Origin of the sequence: Streptomyces sp. WI03-4A (assembly GCF_033792105.1) — a bacterium.
Lineage (GTDB): Bacteria > Actinomycetota > Actinomycetes > Streptomycetales > Streptomycetaceae > Streptomyces > Streptomyces collinus_A.
Window position 1 is genome coordinate 282,779 of sequence record NZ_JARAUO010000002.1, and the last position, 17,924, is coordinate 300,702.

The following is a 17,924-nucleotide window of genomic DNA, read 5'->3' on the forward strand; positions in this document are numbered from 1 at the left end:
CCGCAGGCTCTCGTCATGGAAGCCAGAGACATGGACGTATCGAATACTCAGAACACCAGCCCGCCGGCAGACGCCTTCCGAAAAGCGACGAGCGTCTCCGGCACCGAGTGCAGTCCGACCGCCTTCGACGGTCTGGCCGCAGCCGTACTCGACGATCGAGGCAAGGTCGTGGGGTGGACCGACACAGCACAGGATCTGACCGGGTTCCGCGCCGACGAGGTCCACGGCCGACCCGTGCAAGAAATGGTGGCCGACCGCCCGCACGATCCGCGCAGGCACACGCGGGCGCCGGCGACCGGTCGAGTACGACTGCGGCACCGGTGCGGTGACACGATCGAGGTCATATTCCGGACCACACAGGTAAACGGCTCGTCGGACTTCCTCGTGCTCGCGGCCCCCACCCCTCATGTCGCCAACCACCAGCACGGCGCCGCACTCCTGCGCGCGCTGTCCGCCCAGAACCAGATCACGATCGCTCTGCACGACAGGAACCTCATCACCGTCCAGACGAACGCCTTCTCGAACACTCCCCACGGCCGTCCCATACAGCCCGGCGCCCGACTGGGCGACGTGCTGTGCGCCGAGGACGCCGAGAGCATCGAGGCGGTACTGCGTCAGGTGCTCGAGACGGGCATCCCGGTGATCCACAGGAACCAACAGGCGAGCTGGCGGCACCGTCCGGCGCGGCGGCACGCGCTGTCGCTGTCCGCCTTCCGCCTGGAGGACGCGCGAGGACGCCCCGCCGGGGTCGCAGCCCTCTACATAGACGACACCGACCAACTACGCGCCCGCCGACAGCTGGATCTTGCCCACAGGGCCGCCGAGCGTGTGGGAGGCTCCCTGGACGTCGTGCGGACCGCCCAGGATCTCGCGGACGTCCTCGTACCCGCCTTCGGGGATCTCGCCGCGGTCGACCTTGCCGAAGCCGTCTTCGACGGTGACGAACCCGTCGAACGGCTGGGCGGAGGAAATCTGCATCTGCGTAACGCGGCCCTGGCGCCGACCACCGCGGACTGGCCGTCCGGCATCCAGCGCGGCAACCTCGTCCCACCCCTGTCCGACCACCCCCTACTGCTCCGCTTCCAGCACGGCGAGACGGTCGTATACGGCCGGGACGACTACATCGCCCTGATCGGCGGCGCACACTCGGCCGAACAGCTCCTCCCGCACGACACCCACACGGTGATGGTGGCACCGCTGCACGCCCGCGGCCTCACCCTCGGCGCGGCCGTGGTCTGGCGCAGCGGCCCCTCCGAACCGTTCACCGAGGACGAGGTGGACTTCATGAAACAAATCGCCTCACGGGGAGCACTCGCCATCGACAACGCCCGCCGCTACACACGCGAGCACAGAGCGGCCATGGCCCTGCAGCGAAGACTCCTTCCCCCGGCCACGACCGACACTCCAGCGGCCGAGACCGCCGGCGTCTACCTGCCCACGGGCCGTGGGGCGGGCACGAGCGGCGACTGGTACGACGCCATCGCACTGCCCTCTCTCCGGCTGGCCCTTGTCGCCGGAGACGTGATCGGTCATGGCATACCCGCAAGCGCCACCATGGGCCGTCTGCGCGCCGCCATCCAGACCCTCGCCGACCTCGAACTGGAGCCGGACGAGCTGCTGACCCGGATCGCCGACCTGGTCCAGCGGCTCGCGGCGGAAGCACCACCCGGCGACCACGACATCGTGGGCGCCACCTGCCTTTACGCGGTCTACGACCCGGTCACCCGACGCTGCGCCATGGCCAGCGCCGGCCACCCGCCCCCTATCGTGCTGCGGCCCGATGGGACCGCCGAAGTCGCCGACGTTTCCCCAGGGCCGCCTCTCGCCGTCAGCGGGGTGCCGTACGAGACAACCACGATCGTCCTCGAGCCGGGCAGCGTCCTCGCGCTCTACACCGACGGCCTGGTCCACCGCGGCGCGCACGACAGCGACGATGGGCTCCGGCGCCTGACCGGTGCCCTCGCCGCCTCCTGCCGCCCGGACCGCGCTCTGAACGAGACCGCCAGGGCCCTCCTCACCGATCTTGTGGACGACGCACCTCGTGACGACGCGACCCTGCTGCTGGCCCGCACCCGCACGCTACCGGCGCAGGACACCGCTCACTGGCAGATACCGGCCGATCCGGCTGCCGTCTCGGACGCACGGGCATGGGCGACCAGCCAACTCACCGCATGGGGGTTGGACGACCTCGTCTTCACCACCGAACTCATCGTCAGCGAACTGGTCACCAACGCGATCCGCTACGGCCGTCCGCCGGCGGAGCTGCGACTGATCCGGCACGATGCGCTGATCTGCGAGGTCACCGACGCCAACACCGCCCAACCACGTCTGCGACGCGCTCGCTCCACCGACGAGGGCGGACGCGGTCTGTTCCTCGTCGCCCAACTCGCCGAGCGCTGGGGCTGCCGCCATGGCCAGAACCATAAGACCATCTGGTCCGAGCAGCCCATCGCGTTCCCCCGCTGATCGCGACCCGAACACTCTGCGCATGGCGAGAGGCCCACAGCGCCGAGCCGGCAGGCTCCTTCCCGTTCAGCTCGACCCAGACCGTCTTACGCACCGGACCTCCCATGGCCGGCACGTCGCTCTCATCACCGACCCCGACGGCATCGTCCGGCACTTCGTCCACCGGCCCGCCGTTGAGGGCCGGTTGCTCAGTCCGGCCGTCGACGCACGCGGACCTGTACCAACCCGCTCAGAGGTCCGCTGCTTCAGCCGCTGCACACGGCCCTCGGACAGGCCCTAGGCGGCCAGACGTGTTGTCAGTTCCTGGGCGTGAAAGGCGGCGGCCGCGAGGGCCTCGGCGCGGGAGGCTTCGAAGAGCGGGACCAAGTCGGCCATCGCCGGGACGGTCGGGGCCAGGGTCAGCTCGGGGACGATGAAGCTGACGTTCAGGCCGAGACCGTCACCGAGGGCCTGCCGCAGGTAGCTCTGCACGTAGTCGTTGCCGTACTGGGGGGTGCCTTCCTGGTAAGACCCGCCGCGGCTCGTCACGACCACGGCCGGCTTGCCCGCGAGCGAGGGGTGCTCGGTCATCGCGGTGCGACCCACGACGAAGACGTGGTCGATCCACGCCTTCAGCGTCGAGGGGATGGAGTAGTTGTACATCGGGGCACCGAGGAGGATCACGTCCGCCGCCTCGGCCTCCTCGATCAACCGGGCGCGCAGGGCGAAGGCATCCCTCTCCTCGGGGGACCGGTCGGCGGGGGCGACGTACCCCGCGTAGTAGGCGTCGGCCCGCAGGTGGGGTACGGGGTCGGCGTCGAGATCCCGGTGGATCACAGTGCCGTGAGGATGCCGGCTCTCCCATACCTCGCGGAAGGCGGTGGTCACAGCGCGTGAGTGCGAGTTCTCACCGTTGAGGGAGGTGTCGATGTGCAGCAGCGTGGCCATACCGGTTCTCCTGGACGTCGGATGAAGGGCTGCCGTTGCCCGGCCGCCCTGTGATGTCCAACAGCCTGCTTCCTCAAGCATGGTTGAGGTCCAGGACCTGTGATCCACATCACCGATCCCCAGGAGTCAGTGAGCCTCCGCGAAGCGGACGACGGAGTGGTCAGAACGCTTGTTCGCGGCCGTGCCGGCCACGCCACCCTCTCGCGCATCCTTGCCGGCCAGCGGAATACGCACCGGCTTCTGGACCAAGCGACCCCGATCCGCGCCCATTTACCGCTGAGCCGCGCGACATCGGATGGTCAGCGGCTGGGCAAACCCGACGCCAGGTGCGTCTCCGCGAGAGCTTCGAGCCGCGCTGAGCGCACGGTCGTCGCAGCCTCAGGCGGTTCTGCTGAGACTGGGCCACCGTACAAGTCGAACTTGAAGCCGACTGGTTCCGAGGCAAATGTGGGCATGTCAATCACCAATTTGCGTGGATAGGGCTTCCCGTCGGCCTTGACGAAGACGGTCAGCGAGTTCCCCTTTTCGCCCTGGCGCAGCGGAAGAAGGCGTTCACCGTTCTCCGTGACCACGGGTCGGCGCTCGGCGCGCCGGCCGGGGCCCGACATCTGGTTGGCGATGGTGTGTACGGCGTCCAGTGCGCACAAGTCGACCATGCTCTCGCGGATCCTGCCGTGGCGGTCCAGCTCCAGCCACTTGCCGTGGAGTCCCTGGTACAGCTGCCTTTCCTCGGGCCCGAGGGCTGCACCTCGCTCGAGGAGAGCGTCACTCCAACGCATCCACGTACGCCCACCGCTCTGGAGAACGACGTGAAAGGCCTGATTTTGGGCATCGACGCGGCAGTTCTCCTCACGGTCGGCAGTGATTTCGACACTGCTCCCCATGGCCACCGCAGCCCTGGCTGTCACCCGCACCGATGAGGCGTCTTCGAACAGCCGAAGCGATTGCGACAGCAGCGCACCGTCCGTCCCCTGCCTGTCCTCACCTGCGCCGCCTACCCCACTCTCGCAAGAAGTCAGCCCCAGAGCCACTCCCAACGCACCCAGCACTGCCAGCCGTCTTGCCTTACCCGAAACCACGAACCCACCCTCACTGCCCCCTCACGTGCAGCCGCGACTATAGGCGATCCGCCCCGGCAGGCAATCCACGGGGTGTGCCCGAAGCCCGTCGGCAGTCTCCCGGGCGGCGGGACTCAGGGGTGAGCGGAAGGGGTCACAGTAGTTCGGGAAGGAAACCAGCCCCAGCGCTTCTTTCGCGAGCTGAGTGAATATTCAATTGGCGCCAATTCAACCGGCTCTAGGCCGCGTTTCCCGTGTCGACTTCCCGTCCATCCGTCATTAACATGGCCTTATGAACGGCGCATCTGAGTTCTACGTGGTAAGGGAGGGTGACACCCTCTCCAAAATCGCGTCCAAGTTCCATGTGACTCTGGACCAGATCAAGGAGTGGAACCCGCAGATCAAGAATCCCGACATCATTCAGGTGGGCCAGCAGGTCCGTGTGACGGCGCCGAGTCAGGGGCCGGTCGGTCAGGACGAGCCCTTCCCGGGCAAGGACTTCTTCCAGCCGACCGTGAGCAGCCCCATCATCGAGGTCATGGGCTGGCGCCTCATCGAGGAGGGGTGCTCGGCGTATCCCGGCGACGAGCCCGACTTCCAATGGAGCCACGAGGACCGGGAATCCTACTCCCTGTGGCAGCGCAAACTCGGATTCGGCGGCAGCGACGCCGACGGAACGCCAGGGCCGGAGTCGTGGAGGAAACTCCACGTGCCTGCCCTCAGTCGCTAGCCTGCCGGAGCGTCAGGGGAACCCGTCATGGCCACTTCCGTGGCGGCCCGGGGAAGCCCCTGGGCCCGTACACACCGACGGCTCCAGGCCGGACTGCGACCCCGGCCGCCGCGGTCGCCTTGGCGGTCCCGGGCCAAAACCCGTCTCGCTTATCTAGAGGTACAGCTGAGACGCGAGGAGGCGAAACCGCCCTCGGCCGAACGCGAGGCCCTGCTCCGGGGAATGGAAATCCACCTCGCCAAAGCCCGCGCGGCGGCGGAGGAGACGTTCGGGTGGCGACGGCTGTGGTCGGGGGCGACGGCCCGGGAAGGCGTCTGGTCCAATCTGCGCAGCGCCGACGTGCTGTTGCTCCAACTGGCTTCCGACCAGGAGGCCGCGGGCCGCGCCAGTGAGGTCATGACGCTGGTCGAGCGCCATCTGGGCAAGAACGACCCCCAGCGCCTCAGACTCGCCCAGCGGATCGGTCCCATCGCCGCCGGCGAACTGACGCCCACCGACCGCATGCTGCTGGTCTGGGCGCTCGACAGCGCGTACACCACCCTCGACGCCGAACTGGCCCGGGTACGGAGCCTGCGCAACATTCTCTGGACCGCCACGTTCATCGTCCTTCTCGGGGTGGCGGGCCTCGCCGTGTACGGCTGGTTCTTCCCCCAGTCGCTCAGCCTGTGCTTCGCGCCCAAGCTCGGGCCAGGTGGCGGGAACCTCAGCGACATCGTCTGCCCGAGCCGGGACTACCACGGACTGCCGGCGGACACCGTGCCCAGCATGCGTGCCGGGCCGACGGACATCCTCACCGTCGAGGTCGCCGGACTGGCCGGCGCGGCCTTCACCGTCATCGCCTCACTGCGCCACATCCGGGGCACCAGCACGCCCTACATGCTGCCTCTGGCGTCGGCGGTGCTGAAATTCCCCACCGGCGCCCTGTCCGCCTTCCTCGGGGTACTGCTGATCCGGGGCGCCTTCGTCCCCGGACTGAGCGACCTGGACAGTCGGGCGCAGGTCCTGGCCTGGGCCGCCGTCTTCGGCGCCGCGCAGCACCTGGTGACCCGCCTGGTCGACGACCGCGCGCAGATGACGCTGTCGGAGGTGGGCAAACCCACCGAATCCTTGATCGTCCCGCAGGAAGCCGCCATCGTGGAGGTCACCGGGACCGCGGGTGGTGAGCGGACCGACTGGGACCCGGGCCAGGAAACACCGTCGAAGCAGCCCGCCGGGCCGACCCGCCGGTGACCACACTCAGGGGGTAGTGCGGTCCCACCGTGTGCTGAGTTCAGCGACGGGGTCCGATCACCCGGCGGCGGTCGAGCGGCGCCGAAGCTCCTCCTGCGGCACGTCTTCCACGTGCGTCAGAAACACCCACATGTGCCCCAAGGGTCCTTGAGGATGACGGTGCGGCGAAGGAGGCGGCTTCCGCCTCCTCCACACTGGCGTCGCCCAGCATCAGGGCCGACCGGCCGATGGTGATCTTGGCGTGCAGCATCCCGCCGCATCACGGAGATTGGTTGAGGTCAAGCGTCGATGGGGCCCTGCAAGTGCCCCGGGCCGGCCGTCACTGGCCCCGGTCACAGGAACGCCGTGAGCGGGGCCAGTGATCAGCTACCGGGGAGGGGCCCCCGGCCGACGCTAGTTCCGGTACCGGAACACGATCCGGCCGCGCGTCAGGTCGTACGGCGGGAGTTCCACCAGCACCCGGTCCTCCAGCATGATCTTGATGTAGTTCTTGCGGATCTTCCCGCTGATGTGCGCGAGCACCTGATGGCCGTTCTCAAGCTCCACGGTGAACATGGCGCTGCGCAGGCACTCGACGACTCTGCCTTCGATCTGGATGACGTTCTTGTTCTTCGTCATCGCACCAGCTCCAGGTTGCTGCTCATCGCTCGGGCGCCGATGCCCTCGAACAGTGCCGAGGCTGCGTGGTTGGACTCGTGGACCTCGGTCCAGGCCTCGGTGAACCCGGAGACGTGCAGCGTCCTCAGTGCGTGAGCCAGCAGCGCCCGCGCGATGCCGCGCCGGTGCTCGCCGGCCCGCACCGCGAGCAGCCCGATGCGCGGCCGGATCGCCGTCACCACCCGGATCAGACCCAGGTAGCGGTCGGGCGCCGCGGCCACCGCGTACTTCGACGGGTCGACTACGGTGTCGCCTTCGGGGCGGGCGACAACCTCCGCGGGCATCGACTGCCACCCGGCGGTCGCCTCGACTTCGTCACGGATCGCGCGGTCCACCGCGCTCAGCAGCTTCTCGTCCGCCTCACCGGCGGGCACGATCGTCACCCCCGAAGGCGGCAGGACCGCTTCCAGCCCTGTGACCCGCGGATCGGTCGGCACGGCGTACTCCCACTCGCGGCGCCGGACCGTGAAACCGGCCCGCTGCCAGCCGGCCGTCAGCTCGATGTCGGCCTCGTCGACCACCGTGTACAGCGGCGATGGCAGTTCCGCCAGCATCGCCTCGGCGAGCCGGTCGAAGGCGGTGTCGTGCCAGGCGTCGATGCTGACGAACAAGCGCCCGTCGGGCCGGTGCAGCGCATGCCCCCGACCGACCACCAGGTCGTCCTCCAGCGCATGCCATTGCCTGTCAGCGACGCGCGTGATCACCACCGCGTTGTCGCTCAGGCCAGATGTGGAAGGCTTTGTGTTCATCGGAGTCTCCCTCCAGAAGTGCCTTGATCTCAGGCGCTCCTGGCGACACCGAACGTCAGCCGCCGGACCGTGACGGGTTGAGGGAGCACCCACGGGTAACTGTGTTCACGGGGCTCACCTCCAGATGGCGACTTCACGGTCCACCGGGAACGTAGCAGCGGGGCGTCGCCTGGCTCAACTTCTTTCGTCACGCCACGCCTTCTGCGCGTCGCACCGGGTCTATCGGGCCCAGGCGCGCTCGAGCAGGGTGCCGAAGGTGGCGGGCTCTCGCCCGATCAGCTCGGCGAGCGTCGAGTCGACGGCGGTGAACTCGCCGCTCCGCGCCGCTGCGAAGATGCTCAGCATCAGTTCGGCGATCGAGGCCGGGGCGCCGTGCGCCAAAACCTGCTCGTGGAAGGCGTCGTCGGGGACGACGGTACGGGTGAAGGGCCGTCCGGTGGCCTGGGACGCGATCTCGGCGACGGTGCCGAAGTCGAGCGCCGCGGCACCCGTGAGCGGCGGAGTGGGTCCCTCGAAGCGGCCCTCCTCGGCGAGGACCGCGGCGGTGGCTTCGGCGAGGTCGTCGTGGCCGGTCCAAGCGACGGGGCCGTCGGCGGGGAGGGCGATGTCGCCGGTGTGACGGGCGGACTCCAGGAACTGCAGGGCGCTGGCCGCGTAGAAGCCGTTGCGCAGTGAGGTCCAGGGCAGACCGGTGGCGCGCAGCAGGTCCTCGGTTCGGGCGTGGTCGCGGCACGCCTGGAAGCGGGAGTCGTGGGCGGCGCCCATCTGGCTGGTGTAGAGGATGCGGCCGACGCCCGCCTTCACCGCGGCGTCGATGGCGGTGCGATGGCCGGCGACGCACTCCTCGCCGATGCGGTCGAGGGAGACGAGGAGCACCTGCTCGGCCCCTTCGAAGGCGTGGACGAGCGAGGCGGGGTCGTCGAAGCTGCCGTGCCGGACGCGGACGCCGCGGTCGGCGAGGTGCTGGGCCTTGCGGGGGTCGCGGACGCTGACGCCGACGCGGTGGGCGGGGAGGCGCTCCAGGAGGTGTTCGACGGTGCGGCCACCGAGCTTTCCGGTGGCTCCGGTCACGATGATCATAAGTTCTCCCGATGTTGTTTCCAGTGGAACCGTTCTGACGTTAACACTGGAATATCGATGGAATCAAATCTTCGATATCATCGATTCATGACCACGCGCGACACCACCGACAGCCCTCGTCGCCGCATCGTCGAGGCGGCTGTCGAGCTACTCGAGAAGGGCGGCCCGGACGCGGTGAGCACCCGGGCGGTCGCCGCCGCGGCCGGGATGCAGCCGCCGGCGATCTACCGCCTCTTCGGCGACAAGGAGGGTCTCCTCGAGGCCGTCGCGGAGCACGGCTACGCGCAGTTCCTCGAGAGCAAGCGCGCGCAGCTCGATCCCGAACCACAGGACGCGGTGGAGGACCTTCGCCGCGGCTGGGACTTGGTGGTGGAGTTCGGGATCTCCCGCCCCGAGCTGTTCGCGGTGATGAGCAGGGCCACCGGCCGGGAGGCGGACCTGGCCCACCGCGCGGGCCTGGAGATCCTCCATGGCCGGGTGCGCCGACTCGCGGCCGGGGGGTGGCTGCGGGTCGACGAGGAGCTGGCTGCCCAGATCATCCAGGCCACCGGCCGAGGCGCGGTCACCACCTGGCACTCCACACCGGCAGGCCGCCGCGATCCGGCGCTGCTGACCGCCCTCCGCGAGGCCATGGTCACCGCCATCACCCGCGCCGAGCCGGCCATCCCCCAAGCGGAGAGCGGCCCCGCCGCGGCTGCCCGCGCGCTGCGCGCCGCCCTCCCCGACGATGCCGATGTCCTCAGTGACGCCGAGCAGCACCTGCTCCGCGAGTGGCTCACCCGCCTCGCGGCGCACAGTGGCGCTCGGCGGACCTGATCACGTGTCAGGAGCTCTGGCGCAGGCTCGACCTCCGGGGAGCGGTGGCTCGATCACCGCCCACAGCGTGTGGCAGCAGCGCTGCGACCGGGAGGGTCAGAGCGCGTCCCGCAGGCGGACGACGACCAAGGCGATGTCGTCGCTCGCGCCGCTGGTGACGTCGAGGCGGGCGAGGAGGGCGTCGGCGAGGTGTTCCGCCCCGAACCCGGTACAGGTGGCCAGCGTGCTCGTCAGGCGGATCAGGCCGGTGTCGATGTCCTCACCGCGGCGTTCGATCAGGCCGTCGGTGTAGAGGACGAGGGTGTCGCCGGGGGCGTAGGTCGTGGTGGCCTGGGGACGCGGGACGTGTTCGGGGCGGGCCCCCAGCGGCGGGTCGGTGGCCTGGTCGAGCAGGTCGCAGGAGCCGTCCGGGTGCAGCAGCACGGGCGGAGGATGACCGGCGCTGCTGTAGATGAGCAGACGACCGCGGTAGTCGATCAGGACCTGGACGGCGGTGGCGGCCAGAGCCCCCTCGACCGAGCGCGCGTACAACCCCAGGACCTCCAGGGCCCGAGCGGGGCCGTGGACGGTGCGGGCGGCGGCGCTCAGCGCGCTGCGCAGCCTTCCCATGATCGTCGCGGCTATCAGGCCGTGACCGACCACGTCGCCGACCGCGACGGTGAAACGGCCCGCGGACAGGTCGACCGCGTCGTACCAGTCCCCGCACACGTTCAGCGACCCGGTCGCGGGCAGGTAGCGCACCGCGATGTCCGGGTGCCGGGCCAGGTCCGGCGTGTGGAGCATGGTCTCCTGCAGGGCCACGGCGATGCGCCGCTCCCGGGCGTGGGCCTGGCGCAGTTCCTCGTTCAGCCGCTGCAGCTGCCGCGCCCTGGCGTACAGCTCGGCCTCCATCGCCGCTTCCCGCCCCGGTCTGACCGACGGCTGGTGCTCCGTGCGCCGGGCCAGCACGACCTCGGTCATGTCCTCGGACCGGTGGATGATCCAGGCGACCTTCCCGTCCCTGTCATGAACAGGCACGTTGATCGCCGTCCACCACCGCTCCTTGAACACCCCCGGACTCCCCGAGACCGGGATGTCGTACTTCTGCAACGCCATGTGATCGGTCTGACCGGACGACAGCACCCGGTGCAGCGACGCGTTCAACGTCGCCACCCCTCCGGCCTCCGCGTCGGCGGGATTGTCCGGGAAGACATCGAAGAGATACTGCCCTACCAGCTCCCCCCGGTGCCGCCCGGTCACCTCACAGAACGCCCGGTTGGCATCGGCGATCACCAGATCCGTGCCCAGCACCAGACACGGACTAGGCAGAGCGGCGAAAGCCGCCGCGTAATCGATCTCCGAAGCCGCCACACACGATCCTCAGTGCCGTCCTCCCTTCAATCTACGGAGATCCCCGCTCCAGCGCGCCCTGGAACACGCCACGACCTAGGCCGGCAGCGCCCGCCTCGGCCTTCCCGATCGCGGCGCAGGGAACCCGCACGGCCGGGCGGGCCGGTGCGCACCGGAAGCGTGGAGGGTCCCGGCGCATCACTGCACGCTCGGTGACCGGTCGTCGCTCACGGTCGGGGCGCCCGCCGCACCGCGCTTGGCGGCTGTGTGGACCTCGGCGGCCGGTGCGTCGTCAGGCCCGCAGGTAGGTGAGGACGGCGAGGACCCTGCGGTGGGTCCTCGCCGTCGGCGGCAGGTTCAGCTTGGTGAGGATGTTGCCGATGTGCTTGCCGACCGCCGCTTCCGACACCACGAGCTCCTGGGCAATCGCGCTGTTGGACCTGCCTTCGGCGATCAGTGCCAGCACCTCGCGTTCGCGCGGGGTGAGCTGCTCCAGCGGATCGCGGCGGCGGCGCAGCAACTGCCGTACCACTTCCGGGTCGACCACCGTCCCGCCGTCCGCCACCTTGTGCAGTGCTTCCACGAACTCCTCGACCTGGCCGACCCGGTCCTTGAGCAGATAGCCGACACCCGTTCCGTCGCCGGAGTCCAGGAGCTCGGCGGCGTACGTCCGTTGCACGTACTGGCTGAGGACCAGGACCGGCAATGTGGGGCGCCTCGCGCGCAGCCGCACTGCCGCGTGCAGGCCCTCGTCCTGGAAACCGGGCGGCATGCGTACGTCCGTCACCACGATGTCGGGCGCATGCTCCTCGACCGCGGCGACCAGTGCCTGCGCGTCCCCGACGGCCGACACCACCTCGTGGCCGCAGCGGCTGAGCAGGCCGACGAGTCCTTCCCTCAGTAGCACGCTGTCCTCGGCCAGCACTACGCGGAGTGATCGGCCGCCTTGGTCAACTCGCAAGGAAACTCCACGCGCATCAGAGTCGGTCCACCCGGCGGACTGGTCAGGGCAAGTCTGCCATCCAGGACCGACACCCGGTCCGCGAGACCGGTGAGGCCGCTGCCCGCCGAGGCGTCCGCGCCGCCGCAGCCGTCGTCTCGCACCTCAAGGAACAGGCGTCCGTCGTGATGACCGCCGCTCACCCGCACACGGTCGGCCCCGCTGTGTCTGGCGGCGTTGGCCAGTGCCTCACAGACCACGAAGTACGCGGCGGATTCGACCGCTTGCGTGGGCCGGCCCGGCAGTTCGAGGTCGACATCGACGGGAACCACGCTGCGGTCGGCGGCGTCGGCGACCGCGGCTTGAAGGCCGTAGTCCGTGAGGACCTTGGGATGGATGCCGTGGATGAGCTCGCGCAGCTCCGCCAGTGCCCTGACCGCCTCCTCGTGGGCCTTGGTGAGCTGGTCGGCGAGCGGGCCGGGTGGAGCGTCGAGGCGGGCCAGCCCGAGGGCCATCGTCAGGGCCACGAGGCGCTGTTGGGCGCCGTCGTGCAGGTCGCGTTCGATACGGCGCCGCTCGGCCTCGAAGGCCTCGACCAACCGGACGCGGGAGCGGGCCAGTTCGACCACCTTGGCGTCGAGCTCGCCCTCACGAGAGGTGATCAGCAGCCGGGTCAGCGCGGCTCGGGCCCCCGCCGTGACGCCGAGCAGGTAGCCGCACACGGCCATCAGGAGCAGGCCCAGCGCGGCGACGCCGAACGCGGCCGGCCAGCCGGTGACCGTCCACTGCTTGAGCACCTTCGTCTGACCGTCGCCGACCGTGGCCATCAGCAGCGGGGTGGAGACCATGGACAGTGGAAAGAACAGGCCGCCCGTGATCGCCAGGGCATCGACCGGCCACAGCAGCGCGGCGAACAACAGCGCGTACCCGAGCTCCCGCCAGGTCGCCTGTTCGCGCAGCCGGGTGGTCAGCCAGGCCCACAGCCCCGGTGCCGCCGGGACCAAGTGCCCGCCGGACACCGCGCTTTGGTCGATCAGGCGCAGCCTGCGCCGCTCCACCTCGGCCACCGGGATCCCGCTGAGCGCGACCAGGACGAGCAGCGGCAGCCCCACCAGGACGACGGCGAGCGCACCACAGACCGTGGACACCGTCAGGATCCCCACCAGGGCGACGGCGCCGGTCACCGCGCCGGTGAGCAGATACGCGGTCGAGCGCCAGGGCCAGGCCGACAGCAGGAAGCCCGGCCGGGACATGGCCTGCCACACGTTCCGAGGATGCATGACCACGACCGTAAGTGACCCCACCGGTTCGCGGCCATCGGTCCAGTGTCCATATCAGGGGTAGGCCTGGCCCTACCCCAGGTCTCGTTCTGGCCGTACTGCGTCACGAGGGGATTCCGGGATGGAGTGGAGGCATCAACGAGCCTAGGAGAAGGTGCTGGTGGGGGACTCATGACCAACGACGCGATCCGGCTGCGCTCCGTGACCCGGCGGTACGGCTCGGGCGGTACGTCCGTCACCGCCCTCGACGAGGTGTCGCTCGCCTTCCCGAGGGGCACCTTCACGGCCGTGATGGGGCCGTCCGGGTCCGGCAAGTCGACCCTGTTGCAGTGCGCCGCGGGCCTTGACCGGCCTACGTCGGGCTCGGTCACCGTGGGCGACACGGAGCTGACCACGATGAGCGAGACCAAGCTGACCCTGCTACGCCGCAAACGCATCGGCTTCGTGTTCCAGGCGTTCAACCTGCTGCCCTCGCTGACCGCCGAGCAGAACGTGGCCCTGCCACTGCGGCTGGCCGGCCGCCGCCCGAAGAAGGCACAGGTGCGCCAGGTGCTCGAACAGGTCGGCCTCGGCGACCGGGCGCGGCACCGGCCGACGGAGCTGTCCGGCGGCCAGCAGCAGCGGGTCGCCCTGGCCCGCGCGCTGATCACCCGTCCCGAAGTGCTGTTCGGCGACGAGCCGACCGGCGCGCTCGACTCGCAGACCGGCCGCGAGGTGCTGACGCTGCTGCGCGGCATGGTCGACCGGGACGACCAGACGATCATCATGGTCACCCACGACCCCGTCGCCGCCTCCTTCGCGGATCGCGTCGTCCTGCTCGTCGACGGCCGTGTCGACGGCGAGTTGACCGGCGCCTCGGCCGAGGACATCGCGGCGCGCCTGACCAAGCTGGAGGCGGCGCCGTGCTGAGCACCACGCTGCGCACCGTGCGCACCCGCTGGGTCACCTTCCTCGGCAGTTTTGTCGCCCTCTCCCTGGGCGTGGCGCTGATCGCCGTCATGGGGCTGGCCCTGGCGTCCTCGCTGGACGCACCTGACCGGCAGCCCGAGCGGTTCGCCGCCGCGCCGGTGGTGGTCAAGGGCCAGGACACCCTCGAGGTGCCGACCGCGATCGGCGACCGCGCCCAGAAGCTCGCTCAGCCGCGTCCCGTGCCCGACGACGTCGTCGCGAAGCTGCGGCGCCTCGGGGCCGTCGTCGAGGACCGCTCGTTCGCCGTGCGGGCCGAGGGCGGCCCCGCCGATCTGGTGGGCCACCCCTGGTCGACCGCGGCCTTCGCTCCGTACGAGCTAGACGCGGGACGCGTGCCCAGGGCCGCGGACGAGGTCGTCGTCAGCGGTGACTGGGCCCGTCCGGGCACCCGGGTGCGTACCGACGGCGGGGTCGTGCGCGTCGTCGGCACCGTGGTCGGGCTCGGCTTCGAGCACGCCGTGTTCTACACCGACGCCCGGGCCGCCGAACTGTCGCCGCGCGGAATGCAGTTCGTCATCGACGCCGACGCCGCGGCCGTGCGCGAGGCGGTACGAGGCAGCCAGGGCGTGCGGGTCCTCACCGGGGACGCGCGCCGGTACGCCGACGCCGACCCCGACCGGGACAGCGAAGCCCTCACCGCGATGAACTCCATGTTCGGCACGGCCGGCGGCGTGAGCGGGTTCGTGTCGGTGTTCGTGGTGGCCTCGACCTTCGCGTTCACGGTGGCCCAGCGGCGCCGCGAGTTCGGGCTGCTGCGCATCGCCGGGGCGACGCCGGGACAGATCCGCCGCATGGTCGTCCACGAGGCGCTGGTGGTCGGCGTACTCGCCTCGGCCACCGGCTGTGTGCTCGGTTCCTACGGGGCTCCCAGGCTCGCCGAGTGGGCGGTCGACGAGAGCCTCGCGCCCCGCTGGTTCACCATCGGCGACCATACCTGGCCCTACCTCATGGCGTTCTGGACGGGCCTGCTCGTGGCCTTGTGCGGCGTGGTGGCCGCGTCCTGGCGGGCGGGGCGCACCGATCCGGCCGAGGCGCTGCGCGAGGCGTCCGTGGACGTCCGGGCGATGACACGGGGCCGCCGGCTGCTGGGCGCGGCCCTCCTGATCACCGCGGCGGTGACGCTGGCCGTGGCCCTGGTGAGGGATCCGGGCGACCTGCTGCATCGCAAGACCTATGTGAGCCGGCCGATGCTGCTGATCACCGCGGTCGCGTTGCTCGCTCCGGTGCTGGTGCGACCACTGGTCCGGCTGGTCGCCTGGTTGCCGGCCCGACTACCCGGCGCGGGCGGGATGCTGGTGCGGGAGAACGCCGCCGCCGGGGTGCGCCGCACCGCCGCCGTCGCGGCGCCCGTGCTGGTCACGGTCGCGCTGGCGGGCTCGTTGCTGGGTGCCACCGCCACGCTCGACAAGGCGCAGGCCACCGAGCTGCGCATGCGGACGGCCGCCGAGTTCGTGGTCACTCCGGTGGGCGACGCCGGCTTCGACGAGGCGACGCTGCGGCGGCTTCGGGGCGTGTCCGGCGCCGAGGTCTCCGCGAGCTCGTCGAGCGCCGTGTACGTCCTGGAGGACGGCGTGGCGCTCGTCAGGTCCGATGCCAGGGCCGTCGAGCCGGAAGCGCTCGCGGCGACGGCCCGTCTCCCGCTCGCGGCGGGGAAGGTGAGCGACCTGGACGACGACTCGATCATCGTCAACGCGGAGTGGGAGAAGCCCATCGTGGGCGAGCGAGTGGACGTGTGGCTCGGTGACGGCACGAGGAAGTCCCTGCGGATCGCCGCGGTCATGACCATCGGTACCGGCGACAACGGCGTCTACGTCACTCCGCGCAACGCCCCCGCGGCGCCCGTCGACCGGGTTGACGTACGCCTCGCGGACGGTGCCGACGCGCGCATGGTGGCCGCGGGTCTGCGTCGGGCGGTGCGCGCGTCGGGCGGGGAGGTTCTCACCAGGGACGCCTGGGTGCGGGCGGCGTACCCCCCGACCGACCGGACGACCCGGATGGGCTTCTTCCTGGTCCTCGGGATCGCCTTCCTCTACACGGCCGTCTCGCTGGCCAACACGATGGTCATGGCGACGTCCGACCGGGTCCGCGAGCTGGCTGTGCTGCGGCTCGCCGGCGCCACTGGACGACAGGTGCTGCGGCTGGTGGGCGCCGAGGCGCTGCTGGTGGTCATGGTCGGTGGGCTGCTGGGAGCGCTGGTCGCCGGGCTCGACCTGCTGGGTATGTGGAGCGCGCTGGGCGTGCTCTCGGTGTGGACGTCCATCGAGATCCCGTGGGCGACGCTCGCGGTGGCCCTGAGCGCCTGCGCGGTGCTCGCCGTGATCTCGGCGGTCGCCCCGGCCGCCCTCTCCCTGCGCCGCAGCGCCGTGGAGTTGGCGGGCGTACGCGAGTGACCGTTGGCGGGCTGACCGCCCAGGGCCGCGCCCCGGCCCCCAGCCGACGGGTGCCGAGCGACGCGCCGGCCAGGGATTCCGCCGCGCCGGAGGCTTGCTCGGTGCCGGACACGGAACGCTCCTCTCTTCGGACCTCGAAGCGGCGGAGCGGGGGAACCTGGCCTCTTCGTGGTCGGGCCAAAGTAATCGGGGCTCCCATCGGGGAGGGGCCGGTCGAGGCTGTGGAGCCCGATCAGGAGTGGCCGACCGCGCGGGTGTGGAGGTGGTTGAGGGCGGTGACGACCGCGGTGTTGCGGTACCACGACAACCACCTGCCGACCTGAATGCCGAGTTCCTGCAACCCCGTCAGTTGGGCGGGGGCCAGGTCGCGCAACGGGTGTCCGTGATGGGAGGAGATCATCCCGATCACGGTGCCGTTCGGGCGGAGCAGGGGAACGCTGTGACAGGCCCGGCTGCCTGTCTGCAGGATCGCCTGCCGGGACCCGTCGTCGAACGTGCCGGACGAGGCGACATCCTTGACGGTCACCTGCCGGCGGTCCAGCGCCGCCTGAGCGCACGAGGTGGTCGAGGCTTCGACGAAGGCGAAGTAGTCGCTGAAACGGCGGTTCACCCCAACGTGCTTGGCCATCCGCAGCATGCCGTTCTCCACCAACTGCACATTGCCCATCCGAGCACCGGTCACCCCGAGCGTTCGGCGCAGGGCAGCGGTGAGGATGGCGCCCGGACTGTCGAGCCTGGCTCCGACAGCTCGTAGGGCGGGCACCGGCGGTGCGGCGCCCTGCGGACGGCTGGGCATCCAGCCCGAGGCGTCCAGTTCAGGGGCGGGGAGCTGCGCGGCGACATCGGCCAGCGTATGCAGCTTGATGTTGAACTCCTGGGAGGCGTCGCGGAGAAGGTCGAACGCCTGCCGCTGCGAGGACAGGTTGTAATGCTTGACAAGCAGGTTCTCGGCGCGGGCGACACCCGCGTGAGCCAACCGGCGATTGCGCTCATCGATGACCGGCCCCGCGGCCTGTCGGTCTCCCGGGCGTCCCACGGCAGTCGGCGTGGCCGGTGCTCGGGTTTGTTCGGTCACTGACGGGCCTCCCTCAACTGGAAACACCCGTACGCCGGCACGCTGCCGCGTCCGCGCACGAGCGGAAGCACTGCAGTGCCTGCTGGCCGAAGCACCCACCCCACTCTAAGCACACGCGACCTCACGCCCGCCAGACGGCCTCATCACTCGTGTACCCGGAGCGGTCGGTGCCGCAAGAACGCGGAACGACGCCCGGAACAAGATCAGCACCTACCTGGACGTCCTGCC

15 protein-coding genes are annotated in these 17,924 nt (G+C 70.3%); 6 read left to right on the top strand and 9 right to left on the bottom strand.

Annotation, left to right across the window (positions count from 1 at the left end):
- Positions 1 to 15: 15 nt before the first annotated feature.
- The gene (locus tag PV343_RS04320) at positions 16 to 2,466 is read left to right on the top strand and encodes a SpoIIE family protein phosphatase (protein WP_319145405.1); all 2,451 of its coding nucleotides are present in this window, start codon (positions 16 to 18) and stop codon (positions 2,464 to 2,466) included.
- Between the two features lie 276 nt (positions 2,467 to 2,742).
- Here PV343_RS04320 and PV343_RS04325 read toward each other — a convergent pair whose 3' ends face one another.
- Positions 2,743 to 3,393 carry an FMN-dependent NADH-azoreductase gene (locus PV343_RS04325; RefSeq protein ID WP_319145406.1) on the bottom strand — a complete coding sequence of 217 codons (651 nt, stop codon included), beginning with the start codon at positions 3,391 to 3,393 and terminating at the stop codon, positions 2,743 to 2,745.
- A 299-nt stretch (positions 3,394 to 3,692) separates the two neighbouring features.
- Positions 3,693 to 4,472 carry a hypothetical protein gene (locus tag PV343_RS04330; protein WP_319145407.1) on the bottom strand — a complete coding sequence of 260 codons (780 nt, stop codon included), beginning with the start codon at positions 4,470 to 4,472 and terminating at the stop codon, positions 3,693 to 3,695.
- A gap of 271 nt (positions 4,473 to 4,743) precedes the next feature.
- Between PV343_RS04330 and PV343_RS04335 the strand changes: the two genes are divergently transcribed.
- Entirely contained in the window at positions 4,744 to 5,181 is a 438-nt protein-coding gene (locus PV343_RS04335) for a peptidoglycan-binding protein (RefSeq protein ID WP_319145408.1), read from the top strand.
- Positions 5,182 to 5,403: 222 nt separating this feature from the next.
- Complete coding sequence (locus PV343_RS04340; protein WP_319145409.1) at positions 5,404 to 6,411, top strand: hypothetical protein; 1,008 nt, start codon at positions 5,404 to 5,406, stop codon at positions 6,409 to 6,411.
- Positions 6,412 to 6,804: 393 nt separating this feature from the next.
- Here the strand turns inward: PV343_RS04340 and infA are convergent, their stop codons facing one another.
- From infA to PV343_RS04355, 3 genes are all read right to left on the bottom strand, one after another.
- Positions 6,805 to 7,029, bottom strand: a complete 225-nt coding sequence (gene infA, locus PV343_RS04345; RefSeq protein ID WP_319145410.1) for a translation initiation factor IF-1 — start codon at positions 7,027 to 7,029, stop codon at positions 6,805 to 6,807.
- Entirely contained in the window at positions 7,026 to 7,817 is a 792-nt protein-coding gene (locus PV343_RS04350) for a GNAT family N-acetyltransferase (RefSeq protein WP_319145411.1), read from the bottom strand. The genes infA and PV343_RS04350 overlap by 4 nt, the downstream gene beginning before the upstream one ends.
- A 219-nt stretch (positions 7,818 to 8,036) precedes the next feature.
- A complete protein-coding gene (locus PV343_RS04355) occupies positions 8,037 to 8,897 on the bottom strand; it encodes an SDR family oxidoreductase (RefSeq protein ID WP_319145412.1) in 861 nt (286 codons plus the stop codon).
- A gap of 87 nt (positions 8,898 to 8,984) precedes the next feature.
- Here PV343_RS04355 and PV343_RS04360 point away from each other — a divergent pair, with 87 nt between their 5' ends.
- Entirely contained in the window at positions 8,985 to 9,713 is a 729-nt protein-coding gene (locus tag PV343_RS04360) for a TetR/AcrR family transcriptional regulator (protein WP_319145413.1), read from the top strand.
- A gap of 96 nt (positions 9,714 to 9,809) precedes the next feature.
- Here the strand turns inward: PV343_RS04360 and PV343_RS04365 are convergent, their stop codons facing one another.
- The 3 genes from PV343_RS04365 to PV343_RS04375 all read right to left on the bottom strand — a co-directional run bounded on the left by PV343_RS04365 (position 9,810) and on the right by PV343_RS04375 (position 13,235).
- Positions 9,810 to 11,063 (bottom strand): PP2C family protein-serine/threonine phosphatase, encoded by a 1,254-nt coding sequence (locus tag PV343_RS04365; protein WP_319145414.1) that lies wholly within the window; start codon positions 11,061 to 11,063, stop codon positions 9,810 to 9,812.
- A 271-nt stretch (positions 11,064 to 11,334) separates the two neighbouring features.
- Entirely contained in the window at positions 11,335 to 11,967 is a 633-nt protein-coding gene (locus PV343_RS04370; RefSeq protein ID WP_319145415.1) for a response regulator transcription factor, read from the bottom strand.
- Complete coding sequence (locus PV343_RS04375) at positions 11,967 to 13,235, bottom strand: sensor histidine kinase (RefSeq protein WP_319145526.1); 1,269 nt, start codon at positions 13,233 to 13,235, stop codon at positions 11,967 to 11,969. The genes PV343_RS04370 and PV343_RS04375 overlap by 1 nt, the downstream gene beginning before the upstream one ends.
- A gap of 198 nt (positions 13,236 to 13,433) precedes the next feature.
- Between PV343_RS04375 and PV343_RS04380 the strand changes: the two genes are divergently transcribed.
- Positions 13,434 to 14,171, top strand: coding sequence for an ABC transporter ATP-binding protein (locus PV343_RS04380; RefSeq protein WP_319145416.1), 738 nt, complete (start codon positions 13,434 to 13,436; stop codon positions 14,169 to 14,171).
- Positions 14,165 to 16,621 (top strand): ABC transporter permease, encoded by a 2,457-nt coding sequence (locus PV343_RS04385; protein WP_319145417.1) that lies wholly within the window; start codon positions 14,165 to 14,167, stop codon positions 16,619 to 16,621. The genes PV343_RS04380 and PV343_RS04385 overlap by 7 nt, the downstream gene beginning before the upstream one ends.
- Before the next feature lie 232 nt (positions 16,622 to 16,853).
- Here PV343_RS04385 and PV343_RS04390 read toward each other — a convergent pair whose 3' ends face one another.
- On the bottom strand, positions 16,854 to 17,696 hold the full coding sequence (locus PV343_RS04390) for an ANTAR domain-containing protein (RefSeq protein WP_319145418.1): 843 nt from the start codon (positions 17,694 to 17,696) through the stop codon (positions 16,854 to 16,856).
- Between the last annotated feature and the right edge of the window lie 228 nt (positions 17,697 to 17,924).

Excerpts from the sequence above, each read along its gene's own strand:
- PV343_RS04375 (WP_319145526.1), bottom strand. The coding sequence starts at position 13,235 with ATGTCCCGGCCGGGCTTCCTGCTGTCGGCCTGGCCCTGGCGCTCGACC.
- PV343_RS04380 (WP_319145416.1), top strand. The coding sequence starts at position 13,434 with ATGACCAACGACGCGATCCGGCTGCGCTCCGTGACCCGGCGGTACGGC.
- PV343_RS04335 (WP_319145408.1), top strand. The coding sequence starts at position 4,744 with ATGAACGGCGCATCTGAGTTCTACGTGGTAAGGGAGGGTGACACCCTC.
- PV343_RS04350 (WP_319145411.1), bottom strand. The coding sequence starts at position 7,817 with ATGAACACAAAGCCTTCCACATCTGGCCTGAGCGACAACGCGGTGGTG.
- PV343_RS04340 (WP_319145409.1), top strand. The coding sequence starts at position 5,404 with ATGGAAATCCACCTCGCCAAAGCCCGCGCGGCGGCGGAGGAGACGTTC.
- PV343_RS04360 (WP_319145413.1), top strand. The coding sequence starts at position 8,985 with ATGACCACGCGCGACACCACCGACAGCCCTCGTCGCCGCATCGTCGAG.
- PV343_RS04320 (WP_319145405.1), top strand. The coding sequence starts at position 16 with ATGGAAGCCAGAGACATGGACGTATCGAATACTCAGAACACCAGCCCG.
- infA (WP_319145410.1), bottom strand. The coding sequence starts at position 7,029 with ATGACGAAGAACAAGAACGTCATCCAGATCGAAGGCAGAGTCGTCGAG.
- PV343_RS04355 (WP_319145412.1), bottom strand. The coding sequence starts at position 8,897 with ATGATCATCGTGACCGGAGCCACCGGAAAGCTCGGTGGCCGCACCGTC.
- PV343_RS04325 (WP_319145406.1), bottom strand. The coding sequence starts at position 3,393 with ATGGCCACGCTGCTGCACATCGACACCTCCCTCAACGGTGAGAACTCG.